This window comes from Dyadobacter ginsengisoli DSM 21015 (genome assembly GCF_059568735.1).
Window position 1 is genome coordinate 1,036,585 of the sequence record NZ_JCANTY010000003.1, and the last position, 14,845, is coordinate 1,051,429.

The 14,845-nt window shown below is 48.5% G+C and carries 15 protein-coding genes; all 15 read right to left on the bottom strand.

Annotated features, from left to right (window positions below):
- Positions 1-23: 23 nt before the first annotated feature.
- The 15 genes from BP71_RS15010 to BP71_RS15080 all read right to left on the bottom strand — a co-directional run bounded on the left by BP71_RS15010 (position 24) and on the right by BP71_RS15080 (position 14,828).
- Positions 24-2,819, bottom strand: coding sequence for a TonB-dependent receptor (locus tag BP71_RS15010; protein WP_496380513.1), 2,796 nt, complete (start codon positions 2,817-2,819; stop codon positions 24-26).
- Positions 2,820-2,907: 88 nt separating this feature from the next.
- A complete protein-coding gene (locus BP71_RS15015) occupies positions 2,908-3,672 on the bottom strand; it encodes a hypothetical protein (RefSeq protein WP_496380515.1) in 765 nt (254 codons plus the stop codon).
- 178 nt (positions 3,673-3,850) lie between these two features.
- Positions 3,851-4,990, bottom strand: a complete 1,140-nt coding sequence (locus BP71_RS15020) for a type II secretion system F family protein (RefSeq protein ID WP_496380517.1) — start codon at positions 4,988-4,990, stop codon at positions 3,851-3,853.
- Positions 4,977-5,480, bottom strand: a complete 504-nt coding sequence (locus tag BP71_RS15025) for a prepilin-type N-terminal cleavage/methylation domain-containing protein (RefSeq protein WP_496380519.1) — start codon at positions 5,478-5,480, stop codon at positions 4,977-4,979. The genes BP71_RS15020 and BP71_RS15025 overlap by 14 nt, the downstream gene beginning before the upstream one ends.
- The gene (locus BP71_RS15030) at positions 5,473-5,829 is read right to left on the bottom strand and encodes a hypothetical protein (protein WP_496380521.1); all 357 of its coding nucleotides are present in this window, start codon (positions 5,827-5,829) and stop codon (positions 5,473-5,475) included. The genes BP71_RS15025 and BP71_RS15030 overlap by 8 nt, the downstream gene beginning before the upstream one ends.
- The gene (locus tag BP71_RS15035; protein ID WP_496380523.1) at positions 5,826-7,100 is read right to left on the bottom strand and encodes a bactofilin family protein; all 1,275 of its coding nucleotides are present in this window, start codon (positions 7,098-7,100) and stop codon (positions 5,826-5,828) included. The genes BP71_RS15030 and BP71_RS15035 overlap by 4 nt, the downstream gene beginning before the upstream one ends.
- Positions 7,097-7,786 carry a toxin-antitoxin system YwqK family antitoxin gene (locus BP71_RS15040; protein WP_496380525.1) on the bottom strand — a complete coding sequence of 230 codons (690 nt, stop codon included), beginning with the start codon at positions 7,784-7,786 and terminating at the stop codon, positions 7,097-7,099. The genes BP71_RS15035 and BP71_RS15040 overlap by 4 nt, the downstream gene beginning before the upstream one ends.
- A complete protein-coding gene (locus BP71_RS15045) occupies positions 7,765-8,274 on the bottom strand; it encodes a hypothetical protein (RefSeq protein WP_496380527.1) in 510 nt (169 codons plus the stop codon). Before BP71_RS15045 ends, BP71_RS15040 begins: the two co-directional genes overlap by 22 nt.
- A complete protein-coding gene (locus BP71_RS15050; protein ID WP_496380529.1) occupies positions 8,271-8,726 on the bottom strand; it encodes a hypothetical protein in 456 nt (151 codons plus the stop codon). The genes BP71_RS15045 and BP71_RS15050 overlap by 4 nt, the downstream gene beginning before the upstream one ends.
- Entirely contained in the window at positions 8,723-9,238 is a 516-nt protein-coding gene (locus BP71_RS15055; RefSeq protein WP_496380531.1) for a hypothetical protein, read from the bottom strand. The genes BP71_RS15050 and BP71_RS15055 overlap by 4 nt, the downstream gene beginning before the upstream one ends.
- 1 nt (position 9,239) lies before the next feature.
- Positions 9,240-10,478 (bottom strand): hypothetical protein, encoded by a 1,239-nt coding sequence (locus BP71_RS15060; RefSeq protein ID WP_496380533.1) that lies wholly within the window; start codon positions 10,476-10,478, stop codon positions 9,240-9,242.
- Between the two features lie 2 nt (positions 10,479-10,480).
- Complete coding sequence (locus BP71_RS15065; protein ID WP_496380535.1) at positions 10,481-12,448, bottom strand: type II secretion system protein GspD; 1,968 nt, start codon at positions 12,446-12,448, stop codon at positions 10,481-10,483.
- A 6-nt stretch (positions 12,449-12,454) separates the two neighbouring features.
- Positions 12,455-13,867: a GspE/PulE family protein gene (locus BP71_RS15070; protein ID WP_496380537.1), complete on the bottom strand. Its 1,413-nt coding sequence runs from the start codon at positions 13,865-13,867 to the stop codon at positions 12,455-12,457.
- Positions 13,864-14,394: a hypothetical protein gene (locus BP71_RS15075; RefSeq protein WP_496380538.1), complete on the bottom strand. Its 531-nt coding sequence runs from the start codon at positions 14,392-14,394 to the stop codon at positions 13,864-13,866. The genes BP71_RS15070 and BP71_RS15075 overlap by 4 nt, the downstream gene beginning before the upstream one ends.
- Positions 14,395-14,396: 2 nt before the next feature.
- A complete protein-coding gene (locus BP71_RS15080) occupies positions 14,397-14,828 on the bottom strand; it encodes a type IV pilin protein (protein WP_496380540.1) in 432 nt (143 codons plus the stop codon).
- Between the last annotated feature and the right edge of the window lie 17 nt (positions 14,829-14,845).

Consider the following 14,845-nt stretch of genomic DNA (forward strand, 5'->3'; position numbering starts at 1 on the left):
TGATTTGTTTTTAATTTTTATGATCAAAGTGTGCAGCGCAGGCCGATCATTGAATAGGTTCCTCTGCGGTATTTTTGATACAGACCATCCGTTTTGGTGTCGATCTTGTTGTCGCGGTTGGTATCCTGGTACAAGCGGAATGGCTGGTTCAGCAAATCCTGGATGCTTGCACGGATTTCGAGGCGCTTGCCGATTGTTTTAATAATATTCAGATCAATCACATTACGCGGCATTTCGAAGATATTCGCGCTGATCTTATTGTCACCGATGATAAAAATCCGCTTTCCGATCACGTTGTACAATGCATTTATCTGGAAACCACGCTCGTCGTCGTTGTAGAACAGACCTGCGTTCACGAGGTAAGGCGATTGTCCTTGCAGGTAACGGTCGGAGCTACCGGTTGTCACGCTCGTCTTTACATCGCTGGTGATGAGCGATGCGTTCAATGTTACGAGCATCTTGCTCAGGAAAGTCGCATTCTCAGGGTTCGACAGCGCCTTGCGAACTTCCAACTCTACCCCTCTTGCATAAGCCTTCTCCGCATTGGCCACGGTAAATGCTACGGTACTACCATTATAGAAGATCGCTGCTTCGATCGGGTCTTTGAATGTCTTGTTGAACAACGACAGGGTAATCAACTCGCTTTTGCTTGGGTAAAACTCGTATCTGAGATCGTAGTTCTGGATCGTCGCATTCACCAATGCCGGGTTCCCTTTACGCGACACGTCGAAGTTGAAGTCGTAATAGGTACTTGGCGAAAGCTCGCGGAACTCAGGACGGTTTACCGTGGTGCTGTAAGCGGCACGGATCGCATGCTGATCATTGAATTTGTAAGTCAGGTTGACAGAAGGTAGCGGAGTGAAAACCGGACGGTCCACATTTACCTCGATACCACCCCCACGTTCGAAACCTTGCAATTGCTGGCGGTTGTATTCGCCCCTGAAACCTACGGTTGCATTCAAATGTTCCGTAATAGGCCAGTAGAACGATGCATAACCTGCTGCGAGAAGGTTTTGAGCCGAATATTTATCATCGAAGTTGGTTCCTTCCGAATAGTATACTTTATCAGATGCCAGATTCGATTTTTGGAAGAACTCCCCAGGAGTTTGTGTCAGGATTTCGTCACCGACACGGTTCGGATTTACGATACCAAACCAGCGCGCCGAATACTTGCGGTCTTTGTACTCCACATAAGTACCCACATTCAATTTCATCTGCTGCTCCGCATTGTCCTTCTTCGCGCCGATCAGTTGTTCGAAAGAGACGGTTCCTGTTCCTACGATCTCGCCCAGACGTGAGTAGAAGCGTGCTGCCTGTTGCAAAGTCGGGCTTTCAAATTGTTGCAGGTTGATCTGGAAAGGTTGATTGGTTCCGGTTTGGCGTGTCGATGTAAATCTTCTGAAATCCGGTTCGTTGCGGTAAGTATAACCGGCACCGCCGATCCAGCGGAGTTTCGATTTTTCAGTCAGCTCGTGCGTACCGCTCAACTGACCCGAGTAAATGCTCCTGGCTTCGTAACGGAATGCACCGTTGCTGTAATCCAGGTTGTTTTCAAGGTTTCCACCACCACGAACAACCGTCTCCTTGTTACCCATCTGGTTGAACAAGTTCCGGAATTCGATCTTATTTTTTGGGTTAAGGATAAATGCCCAGTTAGACATCACCCCCAAGCGTGCGTTTTCCTGCAAAAACTGATCACTGAAAGTCTCTATCCGCTCGCCCGGGAAGTTGAAGCGGTTCTGGGTAACCTTATTATTTATACGTGAGAAAGAATAGTTCACGTAAGATGTATTGGTAACCTCAACGCCTTTGACAAAGAAGCGGCGGCTGAAATTGATACCTGCTCTCCAATCCGGTGAGACATTGATCGACTTCGGCGCATAGTAGTCCGGCAAATCCTGGAATTTCTGGATAATAGTAGGCGATTTGGCATTCAGGATTACGCCTCTTCTGTTCGGGAAGTTGTCGGGTAATGTACGCGTTCCGTTTTCGATCCCAAGGAATTCCAATGCGCCGCCTTTATGACTCGTCGCCGAATTGAACGTCGTTCCGGCACGGTAACCTGCGGAGAAGTTTACCGAAAAGCTGTTTCCGTCGGGAATCGTTTTGGTGTAGATCTTGATCGCTCCACCGCTGACATCCCCCGGCAGGTCCGCCGAAGCGGATTTGAAAACCAGCATCCGGTCGATAGCAGAAGATGGGATCAAATCAAAGGAAAAGGATTTAGTATCGACTTCAGTAGAAGGAGTGATGATATCATTAAGAAGTACCGTATTGTAGCGCTCGTTCAACCCGCGGACAACTATAAAGCGGTCGTCAAAGATGGAGATACCAGGGACCCTGCGAATGACGGCGGATGCGTCCCTGTCCTGTGTACGCTGGATTTGCTGCGCCGAAATACCTACCGCGATCTGCTGCACCTGCTTGATTTCGGTGATGACAGAAACTTCGGTGTTCGTCTGCCGCTGCCCTTTCACGACCACCTCCTGCAATGTTTTGTTATCCTCGACGAGCGCAGTCGTAATCACCGTTGACTTGTCCGCTTCTACGCGAACATTGTCTATTTCTTTTGTCGCGTAAGAAACGTAGCTTATCTGAACCTTATAAGATCCGGCGGGTACTTTCTGAATTTCAAAGTTGCCCTCGACGTCGGTCACAGAGCCCAACGGGGATGTAGTACCTATGATCTGAACGGTTGCTCCGATGATCGCTTCGTTGTTCTTGCCGTCTTTAACATTGCCCTTAATGGAGCCGAATTGGGCAAAACAGGCCGAAGTCGTTAAAATAAGGAGGGAAATTGCTGTAACCAAATGTCTCATAATCAGTGTCTAATATTTTGACACGAAACTACTAGCACAACATTATTCCCATATGTCTTTAATATTAAGTTATTGTTAACTCACATTTTTACATGATTGCGTACTTAAGAGTATTGATCTCCTTGTAGACGGGATCATGAGAACCGAAGAGGAACCGAGAGCGGTTGCAGATTGCATTACATAGCTCCTTGATCCGCTCGAAAACGAAAAGTCGCTCATCGTTTACCACATAGACCTTCTGGATCAGACTCGACACTTCCTTACCCAACGCCTCCGCCCGGTTGATCATTTTTTTACAATCGTCGATAGCATAGGGAATACCGATGGGTATCTGCTGTCCCGCTTCGATCTTCTGCACCATGGATTTGAAATGATCCAGAATAATCGAATATGATAATATAAATACGTCCAACTCCTTGTCGAAACCAGGTCTGACCACATCATACGGAGGTGCCAAGGGGTTTTGCGCAAAAATGGCGGCATAATGCATTTTGATTTCCCTTGCATGAACCGCGTCCTGCAACCTGTCCTTGATCACGGCCATTTTCATTACGTAGGCAACATGTCTAATGCTATCGTCCTCTCCCTTGAACATGGCCTTTCGGACCAGCGAGGTCGCCACATATTTCTCCACCGTATATATATAGGTATCGTTTAAAAGCGCGAAGTGCCGAAGTTGCTCCTGAAGCTCCTTTACCAACTCCACTTCCTGACCATTGGCACGACTGGCCGGTCCCTGTGCCAACTCCGAAACCATCCTTGCCTTTGCTACTCTCCTTGCAAGCGATCTTTCAAAAGGCGTCTGACTGACCAACTTGCTATATGAACTACTTTCAGTTTCGATTTTTTTCATTTCTGCCACGTCATTCGGATTGCTATGCCGCCGGCCCCGCTCAGAAAGCATCACCACGGCGTTTTCCCGCCGACGAACCTGCCCAAAAGTAGTATTATTGCAATATTAAAATCACAACGGATTTATTATGAATATGTTAATTATCGTAAAAGGCTGATCCCGAATCGGCATCCCCGCTTCAAAAGGTCGTACTCAGTTGGAAAAGTGGCAGATACATGGCGATAAGAATGAACCCGACGATCGCTCCCAGCAGTACGATCATGAAAGGTTCCAGCAAACCCCCGATCAGGGCTGTCTGATGCTCTACTTCCTCGGTGTATTGTGTTGAAATCTTCTCAAAAAATGCGTCCAGCTGATTTACTTCTTCTCCTACCTTGATAAGGGACAACATTCTGTTCGGAAAAATTGAAAAGTGCGAAAGCGACCGGTGAAGAAACTCCCCTCGCATCATATCCTTCTCTACCTGGACAAGGGCGGCTTCGATAGGGTAAAAGCCGATCATCTGTCTGACCAGCGTGGTGGCCCGCAACAACGGCACTCTAGAGGCGATCAGCAAGGTCATAGACTGGGAAAAGCGGGCCAGATAAATTTTACGTATGATTTCCCCGACCAATGGGAGTGCGATTACAAATGCTGCACCCTTTTCCCTGAACCAATCCTTTTTTCTGTTCTTCCATAATCCTGCCCCCGCTGCCGCCGCCATCAGAAAGCACATCAACGCATAGGTTGAGAAAAAGTGTGAAATGTCGAGGATCAGCTGAGTTACCCATGGGAGTTTGCCTCCAAAACGCTTAAAGACGTCGGCAAACATGGGTACTATGAAGTTCAGCATAAAGAACACGGCAGCGAAGGAGGTCGCCAGTACCAGGCCCGGGTATGTGAGGGCCTGAACAATCTGACGCTTCTGCCTGGTCTTCTTTTGATGATACACCGCCAGTTCTTTCAGGATTGCCGGCAACTTGCCCGTCTCCTCCCCGATCTGGATGCTGCAATACTCATAGGTACTGAACAGCTTTGTCTCCCCCAGAGCATCCGACAAAGCCTTTCCTTGCAATACGGAACGCCTCACACCCTCAAAAATGGCCATTTCGCCGGCTTTGCGCTGGTCTTCGACAATCAGATCCAGCGCACTCTTCAAATCCAGTCCTGCCGCCAGAAGAATACTCATTTCCAGATAGAATGCTTCCTTTCTCTTGTCATTCAACCGCGAACCAAATAAGGAAATTTCCTTATTAAGGATATCCGACCATTTACGAGCTGGCTCCGGGACGGCTGCTTTGTTCCGGGCAGCTATTTTACGCAAGTCAATCGAGGCCATGAATTGGGTCGTTTGGACGATGATCATGCAACCAGCTGTCGGCACCATATAGTTTTTGAAAGGAAAGCGAGAACTCATCTTCGTCAATCAAAAATCTCATTATAAGCTCGTCGATCATTTCTCCATTTTCTGCAACATCCTGCCCGGTTTGCCGCACTTCAATCTGGCTGAGCGGTATGTTGAAAGAATCGCGTTGTGCACTGTCCGAGCGGACGATCATACCATCCAGAAAATCATAAGATACTGTATGTGAATCATATATACAGGAGCAACCCTGCTGTGTTTTGAGGATATGCCGGCAATCCGAAAAATCCTTTGTCAATAACCTATCGATTTCCAGATGAACAGAAAATGCTTCCTGTCTTTCCTTAAACCTGAGAAATTGACGCTGTATCAGATTAAAACAGGCAAAGCAAATGGATATAGCCACGGAGCTGACCACCATTACAACCATCATTTCCATCAACGTAAATGCCTTCAATTTATTCATGCTCCTGTATATTGATTAACTGTCGCCGGACAGCCACTAAATGTCCTTCCTGACCATATACTTCAATCTTTAAAAAAACAAGCTGCTGGTTACCTTCGTAAAAACCGACAGACTTCACTACCGTGTAAATACCTCTGATAAGCTGCTCAGAATAGTAGGTCCCTGCTTTTTGAGTCTCAGCTGCCACCTCGCTGATAACCGCCATTCCCCCAAACTTTTCGCCTGAGAAACCAGCCCTGCCAGCATTGGCGACGATGGCTGCGCTCACGGAAAACACAACCGCTATCAGCACCATCGCCACTACCACCTCTATCAACGAGGAGCCGCTGACCCGTAAAATCCGTTTCAATACCATTTGACAATCTTTCGGTTGAATATGGGCGATGAGAACAACGCCGGACCCACATACTGGGCCGGTAGTTTGCCGGGGTCAATTACGGCGTTCACCAGATAGTTTTCATAAACAGACGAAGGTGTTTTCAATATAAATTTCCGGCAAATCACCTCTCCATGCACCTTACCATGCAATTCGAGAAAACCATCCGCATAAATCTGCCCGGTAACCAAAACATGATCCGCTGTTCGAATAACGGTTTGCTGCAAGTCCTGAACTTCCTGAAAGGCCATCAGTATTCCTTCAATATGACTATTTTCGCCAATAACAATGGAGGGTTGATTTACATGAAAGTCCCTTTTTAGCAACCCAATAGCAGAAGGATAGTAAAGGGAACAACCTTTCCCGATCCGAATCGAATCGGTGGCAAAAAATTGCGCATTCCCTCTAAACCCCTCCTGGATCACAATAGCGGGTGCAATCAGGATCACATCGCGGAGTTCTGCTCCCGCAGCGATACGTATCAGCGAGTCAGAAAGGATAACTAATTGACCATCATACACATTCCGCAGGTCTAGCGCCCCGTGCCGATACAGCAATGCCGGTACCTCAGTAAAAGACCGCCTCAGCGTATCCCGCTCTATGGATTCAACCGTCGCGATATCCCAACCGTCCCCTCCCGGGCTTGTATCGAAGAGTTTCTCCAAATGGGAGATCACTGCTTTATTCACGGGTGGGAGATCAAACGACGAAGAACTAATTTTACCATGTACGGGGTCGGCTCCCGGATAGTGAAATCCCTCCACCTGTACACTTTGCACACCTGCTTTGGGAAGTTTGCAGGGCCCTAAAATCGAAGTTTCGCCGCTCACGGACAAGGGTATGCCATTGTCTGCCAGGTAAATGGCATGCGCTGCAACGTTCCCCCGCCCCATCAGGAATGCTTTGGTCCGCCTGGCCGGACCAGCATAGGCAGCTACCGTTCCAACCTCATACAGTCCCCAGGGCTGCCGGGTTACGGACACTGAATCTACTCCCTCTCCAAACAAGTCCCATGTTCTTTCAAACCGAACGATACTGTCAGGTGAGGCCAAAAGCCATTGTACACCGGATTGCAGATTCAGTTCGATCCGCTTCATTAGCAGCGCCTGGTTCACCACACAGCGGTGGTAATAACCAATAAATACAATGGCACTACTCAGAACGCCGCAAATCATGGCAAGCACCACTACAAGCAGCAGCACATTCGCATTGAATTTGTGAGTGAAGTGAAGCAACATTTTCATAGCTGTTCAGGCAATTTATTGACAGCACGATTCCTACGCTTTTTTGAAATGATTTTACTTTTAAATTGCCCGCCCAACCTACTAAGCAGCTTGAAAACCCCTCGATTCCTACTGAGCGGCCTGCCGTTTCTGAAATGGCGGATCTCCAAACTGTCCAAACCATATTGCGTTTTGAGCAACCCATGCAACTTATTCTTACGATACCGTCCCGATCGGATGATCTCTCCTTCTTTGTTGTATTCGTTAAAACGACCGTGCAGCTTACCGTTCTTCCACCTGACCCGTTGTTTCACTTCTCCATGGCTGTACCAGCTTTTCCAAACACCATTTTTTTTGCCTTTCCAGAACTCCCCCTGCTCCAAGAGATTTTTATCAGGGTACTGAAACTGCGCGTACTTCCCATGCAGCAACTTGCCCCCGAACCCGCCACGTGTAACGTGGATATGGTTGGAGCTATACCAATGATACAGAACTGATTCCGAAATTCTGGTTTTCTTTCCTCGTGGTATCACCTCCGCATGCGTAACGGTCGTGTCAGTATGAATGGTGACCCGAAGTCCCATTCTGCCTGCATCGACGCTTTCCTGAGCCGACACACACGATTGCATCAGGAGTTGCCAAATCAATAATTGGAGCAGTATCGCGGGAAAAAGTCGAAAGGGCACTAGCGGGAGCGTCTCAACCATTTTGTTTTATGTTCAAATGTCACCTTCAAAGAATCCCCTCTTTGTTCCACCATCCGGACTCCACCGGCAGTTTGCCCTTCCGATAGAAGGTACTCTTGGCCATTTAATCTCAAAACTGCGACTTTCCTTCCCTTTTCCTTATTTAGGATAAGTCCCAGATAGACCGCCACGGAATCCAGCGGCTTCGGAATCACCCGATCTTTCTGTTCGGCAATCGCACGCAGCGGCCGGTCCGCAACGAATGATGCCGGGACAACAGGCGTGTTTTCCGCTACTTCGGGCCGGCCCGTAAAAGGATCATCATATACGGGCAGCAATGAAAACGTATCAGATACGGATCCCTTAACGGAAAGTTTCTCAGCAGCCTTTACCGGACCGATGGACAACGGCTGATCATTATTCATCGAACGGATCACACGAAACAGGATCATGCCCCAAACAGCGCCGACTACGGTCAGCAATGCGAATGTCAGTTTACTGCCTTTCATAGATCAGGCAATTCACAGCCCCTCACTACTTTGCCGTGACCTGTTCCCGCCCGCCCCCCGGCAGACGCGGAATCTACAAAAAGCGTGTATGTCTGGAAGTCGGTATGGCTGACATCGTCAACGGCGCGTATCCGCCACTGATACTGCCCCTGGCCAAGGTTTACAGTCATCTTGTTTGACTTGATCAACGTATCCGTAATCAATTCCTCCATGCGCTTAAAGCTGGGCTTTACGATCTGCATCCGGTATGCACTGGCTCCCGGAACCGGGTCCCACCAAAACAAGGGCTGGTCTGGCCCCACCCGGGCACTATCGAGTGGGGCCAGAACGGCTACCCCGGATTGCTGAACCGACGGGTCCAGAAATTCCGAGCATGCCCACATCATGAAGGTTACAGCCAGGCCGATCAGGGTGTTCTTCCGCCGTGCTCTCAATGTGATTGCTGTCTTCATTGCTTGCGAATGTTTTGCCAGAATACGGTCAATTCTATTGCACTTTTTTCCCCCGCCGGCCCGCTCGCGGATGCCAACGCTATAGAGGATGCTTTCCCCGTACCTTGCTTTTTTTCAAGTTCAAAAAGCAATTCGAGCAACTTGCGATAACCTCCCCCAACCACGAACTTTGCAGTCGCAACGTCCAGTCCACCGAACTGCGTGATCTCCGGACTGGGAAATGAATGAAGCCTGACACCTTTTTGCTGGCATAGGTTGCTGACATTTTCCATAAGCTGCTCGGTCTGCCGATCGCCACCACCACTATTGAACCCAACCCCTAATGTGACCAGCCGTGCTTCAAGAGATTTTACATCGTTCTCGCCGGCCGCCATTGTTTCCATTTCAATTACCGACTGCCTGATAGCAAGCGTCCTCCGGATAGCAAGCAGGTATGATAGTAAAGCCATCAGCACGCAGGTCGCGGCCAGGTAAACGTTCTTCTTTCGATACCTTACAGAAAATAGGTTCATACTACTGAATTTCAAATGTGACCAGAAATTGGCCGCTGCTCGTTTTTTCATCAAAAGAGTACTTATGAACTTCCACGTTATGTACCCATCCCAGCGACCGAAGTTGCCTTACCCATAGATTTAGGTCCGTGGGTTTCCCGCAATACCCGCCTATCCTTCCTTTCCCGAGCTCAAAAACCAGCCTTTTTTCAAATTTTGTCCGTTTTTCGTCCGGCGGATTTATGACCAATTGATCAATCTGGATCGACTGTGGCACCGTTGCCCCGATCCTGTCTACATAAAACGAGGTAGGCTTAAACCGAAGCCAGCCCGTTTGGGTCAGAAACGCCTCCTGAACGGCAATCCGTTTACGGAGTGTATCTGCTTCCGCGGATTCCTTCTCATGTCCGGCGTATTGATATTCCAGTCGCCGATATTCATTGGCGTAATGATGATAGCACAATGCATTTGACAGAAGTAAGAGGAGAAAAAAGCAAAGTGCAGTATAACCCGAGTAAATGAAGCGCTTCTTCTGCAGGTACTCGTCCAGCTGGGCCTCAGCGGCACTGACCGGCAATGCGCTCTGACCGGTCCTTCCCGATACCAACATATGAAGCGCTGCGCCATACGATGGAAGCACTTCCTCCGCTACATCCGCTCCTCCTAAAGCAACCTGCCCAAATACCGGTTCGCTTCTGTTTTTTCCAAAGCTGTAATCCGTCAATTCGCCTCCGGAGAAGCTTATTTGATGATGTGCCAGGTGCAAAAAACCTTTCCCGCTTAAAACTTCATCACTCAGCAATACTTTGAGTGCATCAAATGCGACGGGGACCAATATTACATTCACCACCTGATAACCTGATTTCGAAATGATTGCCACCAATGAATCGATCGAGTCGCGCCGGGCAACAGCCGCTAAAACACTACTGCCGGAAGGAACATATTGTATGTAGAAATCACTTTCATTCGCATTAGGTAGGATTTTCTGAAGTAATTGTCCGCTATTTCCCTCTGGTAATTCGAGCTTTTTGCAAAGCACTCCACGTCCACTCGCGACCAAACTCACCGGTGTCGTTACCGGCAAATGCTCCGGAAGCCTGGCCAGTCCGTCAACATTTGTGAAGCCGGCAACTGTACTTACCGCTTCCCCTTTCCGCAGGAGTATTACACCTTGAACAACCATTCGCTCGTCCGGCAGCATCATGACCTCTACTCCCGCCATTTCCTCCCTGTACAGCTGTTGGTATAGTCTTCGGATCATGGCTAGTAAATGATCGTGGGTTTAATAAAAACTACTGAAACAACCTTATTTGTAGATCTCGTCCTGCTGCTAAACAGCCACTTCAGGACCGGGATCCGGGACAGAAAAGGCACTCCGCTGCCATTCTCGCTTTTCTCGGTTCGTTCTAACCCGCCCAACACGATCATCTCTTCGTTGCGGACTCTTAGCATGGATTTGAACTGGCTGGTTGACGTGGGCGGTGGTGCGTTCGGCGGCGGATCACCAATGAAATCCGAAATGTTGACGTCAACGTACAACGTGACCTGATCGTCTCCGGAAACCACAGGCCTCAGGCTGATGACCAGATTAGCCTGCACAGCATTGAACTGTTCCGTAATGACCGTTTGCGGGTTCAGAGAGCCCAATACATTCTGCGTTTTCTGACTATAGTAGCGCGTACTGCCTATACTGAGTTTTGCATCATGCCCATTGAGCGTGGATAACTTCGGAATCGAACGGATTTCTACATTATTGTTTTGTTCCAATGCACTCAGGCTCACATAAAAATTGGGTGCTACTTTCCCGATGTTCAGTAAGTTGTTGGCACCGATACTGACCAGGAAGTCGTTGATTGACTTGCTTCCGAAAGTAAAATCTAATCCCGGGAATAACACTCCACCCGCTTTCGCAGAGTCGGCGATGCCTGCTTTGATGCCGGTGCTGACCGACTTCCCCTTCCTGACGTCCATCATCGTTACCTCGATCATCACCACGGGAACAACGCGGTCGAGCTGAATCAGGAAAGCTTCGATCTCGTTGATCTGCGGCAATGAGCCCGTCAGCAATATGCTGTTCAGTTCCTGGAATTCTTTTATCTCAACCCCTTTTTTGATATCAGCGGGAATAACAGCCATCATTGTATCCAGCGATCTGAACTGGAATTGGAAGACCTTACTGATACGCAAACCTTCCAACTGCCGGTCACCGATCAGGTAAATCTCCTTTTCTGTCCTGAAAGTGTAAGTGGTTCCCCTGAGCAACAATGTAAGCATCTCATCCAGGGCTATATGACGAACCTGGCTTGTAATCATTCCCTTTACTTCTGAAAAAAGAAAGTAATTCATCCCTGTTTCCGCTGAAATGGCTTGAATTACCTCGGCGATAGGTGCATTGTCGGCGTCCAGGCTAACGAGCATTCTGCCCAGCGAATCCTTGCTCTCTACCTGAATATTACCCGAATTTTCCTGGGTGGTGACCTGGGAAGCCGGATTGTTTCCCGCTACCCTCCTCGTGTTCCGGCCAGCTTTCGGATATCCGTCCAAAAGCGCATTAACGCTGTCGGCAGCCTTTTGGATCAGATAGACATGATCCGATGTCTTTTTCACGCTCAACTCATTGGCAAAAGTCATCTTCTCCAGCGCACTTTCGACAGGTAACCCTTCCAGATATACGCTGACGATCCGATCCGACAATCCGGGTGCAAGCACCACATTCTTTCCGGTAATCCGTGTCAATTTTCTCGCAACGGCCTGTAACGAATCCTGGTGAAGATCCATTGATATCAAACCACTGCCGGCATCCATACGCACACTGACATCCTTTGCCTCGTAGTGTGTCGTCACCAACGGAGGAACGTACTTATAAAACGACATGATCGACCCTACAAAGCGAATATCCAGCTCGTACTCCCGCACCAGGAATAGTAGAATGTTTGCAACCCGTTCATTCGTAAAATTGTTGTAAACTTTTGCACTAATCTGGGGATCAATGCTGATATTAAGCCGGTTGGCTGTCGCCAATCCTCGCAAAAACTCCTGCAACGAGGCGCCTGAAACTGCAAACTCTACGGTCTCATTCAATCCCGGTACTGTCCGCGAAAGCTCGTTCAGACGTTCTTCTATTACTGCAAACCGGTCTGATGGTCGCTCCGTGGACAGAACCTGCTTCGTAAAGCCCCGATGGAATACGAAAAGGCTCAATATGATGAGGGAAAAAATCCGCTTTCTCAATATCTGTTACAGGTTGAATAACAATGGATAAATTTCCTCCAGCGATGTCTCGCCCTGTGCGAAGAGATCAAATGCATTTTCCGCGAGGGTACGGACACCTCGTTCATTCAAATACGCCTTGACATCGTAAAGCCCTTTCTTGATACATTCGGACAGCTCCATATCAAGCGGAATCACTTCATACACTGCCTGCCGCCCCCTATATCCTGTAAAAAAACATAGGTCACATCCCCTGGCCACATAGTGAAAATACACATCACGAAATGGCCTGAACTGCCGTGGGTACAAACCCAGATTAAACTCCTCTCTGGCCTTGCAGTGCGGACAGAGCTTTCGTAGAAGCCGTTGCGCAACCGATGTGTTCAATGTACTGGCGACGAGAAACGCAGGTACACCCATATCGGTCAGCCTCGCTATGGCACCCCAGGCCGAGTTGGTATGGATCGTAGATAGAACCAAATGCCCGGTAAGCGCGGCCCGAATGGCCATATTAGCCGTATCCGGGTCACGAATTTCCCCCACCATGATCACATCGGGATCCTGACGCAGGAACGTTCTCAGCGCACTGCCAAAATGGAGCCCTATACTTTCTTTCAGCTGTACCTGATTCACTCCCTCCAGCGTGTATTCGATAGGGTCTTCAATCGTAAGAACGTTGCGGGTCTTTTGATTGAGCAATTTCAATGTAGCGTACAGGGTCGTTGTCTTACCGGACCCTGTGGGTCCACTGATCAGCATGATTCCATTCGGCCGTTTTACACCTTCCAGATAGTTCGCCAGGTCGAATACGGAAAAGCCGAGGTTGTTCAGGTCCAAATGACCGGTGTCGTTACTCAGGAGACGAAGCACTACTTTTTCCCCATGCAGGGTGGGTAATATGGACACTCGGATATCGAGCTTGCCTGAGGCAGTTCCACTCAAAAAAATGCGCCCGTCCTGCGGCAAACGCTTTTCGGCAATGTCAAGATTGGCCATGATCTTGATCTTATTGATCAGCGAAGGATAGTCGGCCTTCCCTATTACAAATCGCTCGACCATCAGTCCGTCAATGCGGAGACGTATACGACAACGCTCTTCATAAGTTTCGATATGAATATCACTGCTTCCCAAACCTTTGGCTTCTCTGATCATCGCAATCAAAAAATCGTCGGCCTGGTTTATAGACAGAAACTCCTCCGTCTTTCCCGTTTGCTCACGTCGGTAATGGCTGTTGAGTTCCCGCCCGATAGTCTCCGAAGGTATCAGATCCAGAATGACTTTTTGCCCCAGCAACATTTCCAGCTCCGTCGTCAGGACTGTTTGATCAACCGTTTCTTCGGCATAAAATTCGATGGAATCAGCTGACCGGCTTTTAGGCACAATGCGGTAATGCCAAGCCTGATGAGGCGTTAAGATCTGAAAAATAGGCCCTTCCATCATTCCGACAGCGTTACCAGGTACCCAGCTAACCAACTATCGTCCGTTAAATCGACCACCGAATGAACGACTGAGAATATAAGCAAGACCGCCAGGGCCGTCGCCTGAATACCTGCGAGGGGAACTCCGCGATGTATGCTGGCGGAAATCAGACCGCACAACACTGCCAAAGTGAGACTGCCGACATAGAAAATACAATAATTGACAGGAGCAAACAGTAACCCCGTTGCAAGAAAAAAGAAAATGTCGCCCCAGCCGATCAAATGCCTGCTGACATTGACCAGCTTAGCGTCCTTAACAGAAAAATAGATTGTGAGGAATGCCATCTGAGCCGCCACAAAGAAAAGATTGAAGCCCGCATAAGAGAGCCATTGCTGCCAATTAACGTGTTGCAGACTATACCCCGCCGAAGCAAATGCGAGCAATGGATATAAAAACCAGGAAACGGCCCGAAAGGTGTAGTCCTCTACGCTGATCCACGTCAGTAACAAGATCAGGATCAACTCAATGGTAATCCGTACAGTGTCCATTGCTAATCAGGAGTAATTTCTTTGAGGTTTTTTTCCTGATCAATTTCCCAGACATTAAAAATACCATCGGCATCAAAATCGACCACTGCGGTCGCCCTCGCCAGGTAGACTGAAGGACTCGCATCCACTACTTCTACCCGATAATTGGCTTGCCCGCTCTCTCCGTCCGTGACCAGTTTTTCCTGAATAAAACCGAGGCCCTGCAGGTCCTGGCTATATTTTGAATGTTCATAGAAGTAGTTCTTTTCAAGTGTGTGCAGATGCTCCAGCTGCACCTTCGCTTCGGTGCTTTTAGCCTTGGTAATCAATGGCATCAGGTTAGGAAGTGCTAAAAGCACAAGTATCCCAATGATGACCAGCACCACCAGGACCTCGGTAAGCGTGAATGCCGGCAGGCGCCGGGGAGGTTTTTGGAAATTAGATAACCAGTGCATGATAAATTCAAGTTAGA

Coding starts and splice junctions, on each gene's coding strand:
- BP71_RS15010 (WP_496380513.1), bottom strand. CDS start 2,819: ATGAGACATTTGGTTACAGCAATTTCCCTCCTTATTTTAACGACTTCG.
- BP71_RS15015 (WP_496380515.1), bottom strand. CDS start 3,672: ATGAAAAAAATCGAAACTGAAAGTAGTTCATATAGCAAGTTGGTCAGT.
- BP71_RS15020 (WP_496380517.1), bottom strand. CDS start 4,990: ATGGCCTCGATTGACTTGCGTAAAATAGCTGCCCGGAACAAAGCAGCC.
- BP71_RS15025 (WP_496380519.1), bottom strand. CDS start 5,480: ATGAATAAATTGAAGGCATTTACGTTGATGGAAATGATGGTTGTAATG.
- BP71_RS15035 (WP_496380523.1), bottom strand. CDS start 7,100: ATGAAAATGTTGCTTCACTTCACTCACAAATTCAATGCGAATGTGCTG.
- BP71_RS15040 (WP_496380525.1), bottom strand. CDS start 7,786: ATGGTTGAGACGCTCCCGCTAGTGCCCTTTCGACTTTTTCCCGCGATA.
- BP71_RS15045 (WP_496380527.1), bottom strand. CDS start 8,274: ATGAAAGGCAGTAAACTGACATTCGCATTGCTGACCGTAGTCGGCGCT.
- BP71_RS15050 (WP_496380529.1), bottom strand. CDS start 8,726: ATGAAGACAGCAATCACATTGAGAGCACGGCGGAAGAACACCCTGATC.
- BP71_RS15055 (WP_496380531.1), bottom strand. CDS start 9,238: ATGAACCTATTTTCTGTAAGGTATCGAAAGAAGAACGTTTACCTGGCC.
- BP71_RS15060 (WP_496380533.1), bottom strand. CDS start 10,478: ATGATCCGAAGACTATACCAACAGCTGTACAGGGAGGAAATGGCGGGA.
- BP71_RS15070 (WP_496380537.1), bottom strand. CDS start 13,867: ATGATGGAAGGGCCTATTTTTCAGATCTTAACGCCTCATCAGGCTTGG.
- BP71_RS15075 (WP_496380538.1), bottom strand. CDS start 14,394: ATGGACACTGTACGGATTACCATTGAGTTGATCCTGATCTTGTTACTG.
- BP71_RS15080 (WP_496380540.1), bottom strand. CDS start 14,828: ATGCACTGGTTATCTAATTTCCAAAAACCTCCCCGGCGCCTGCCGGCA.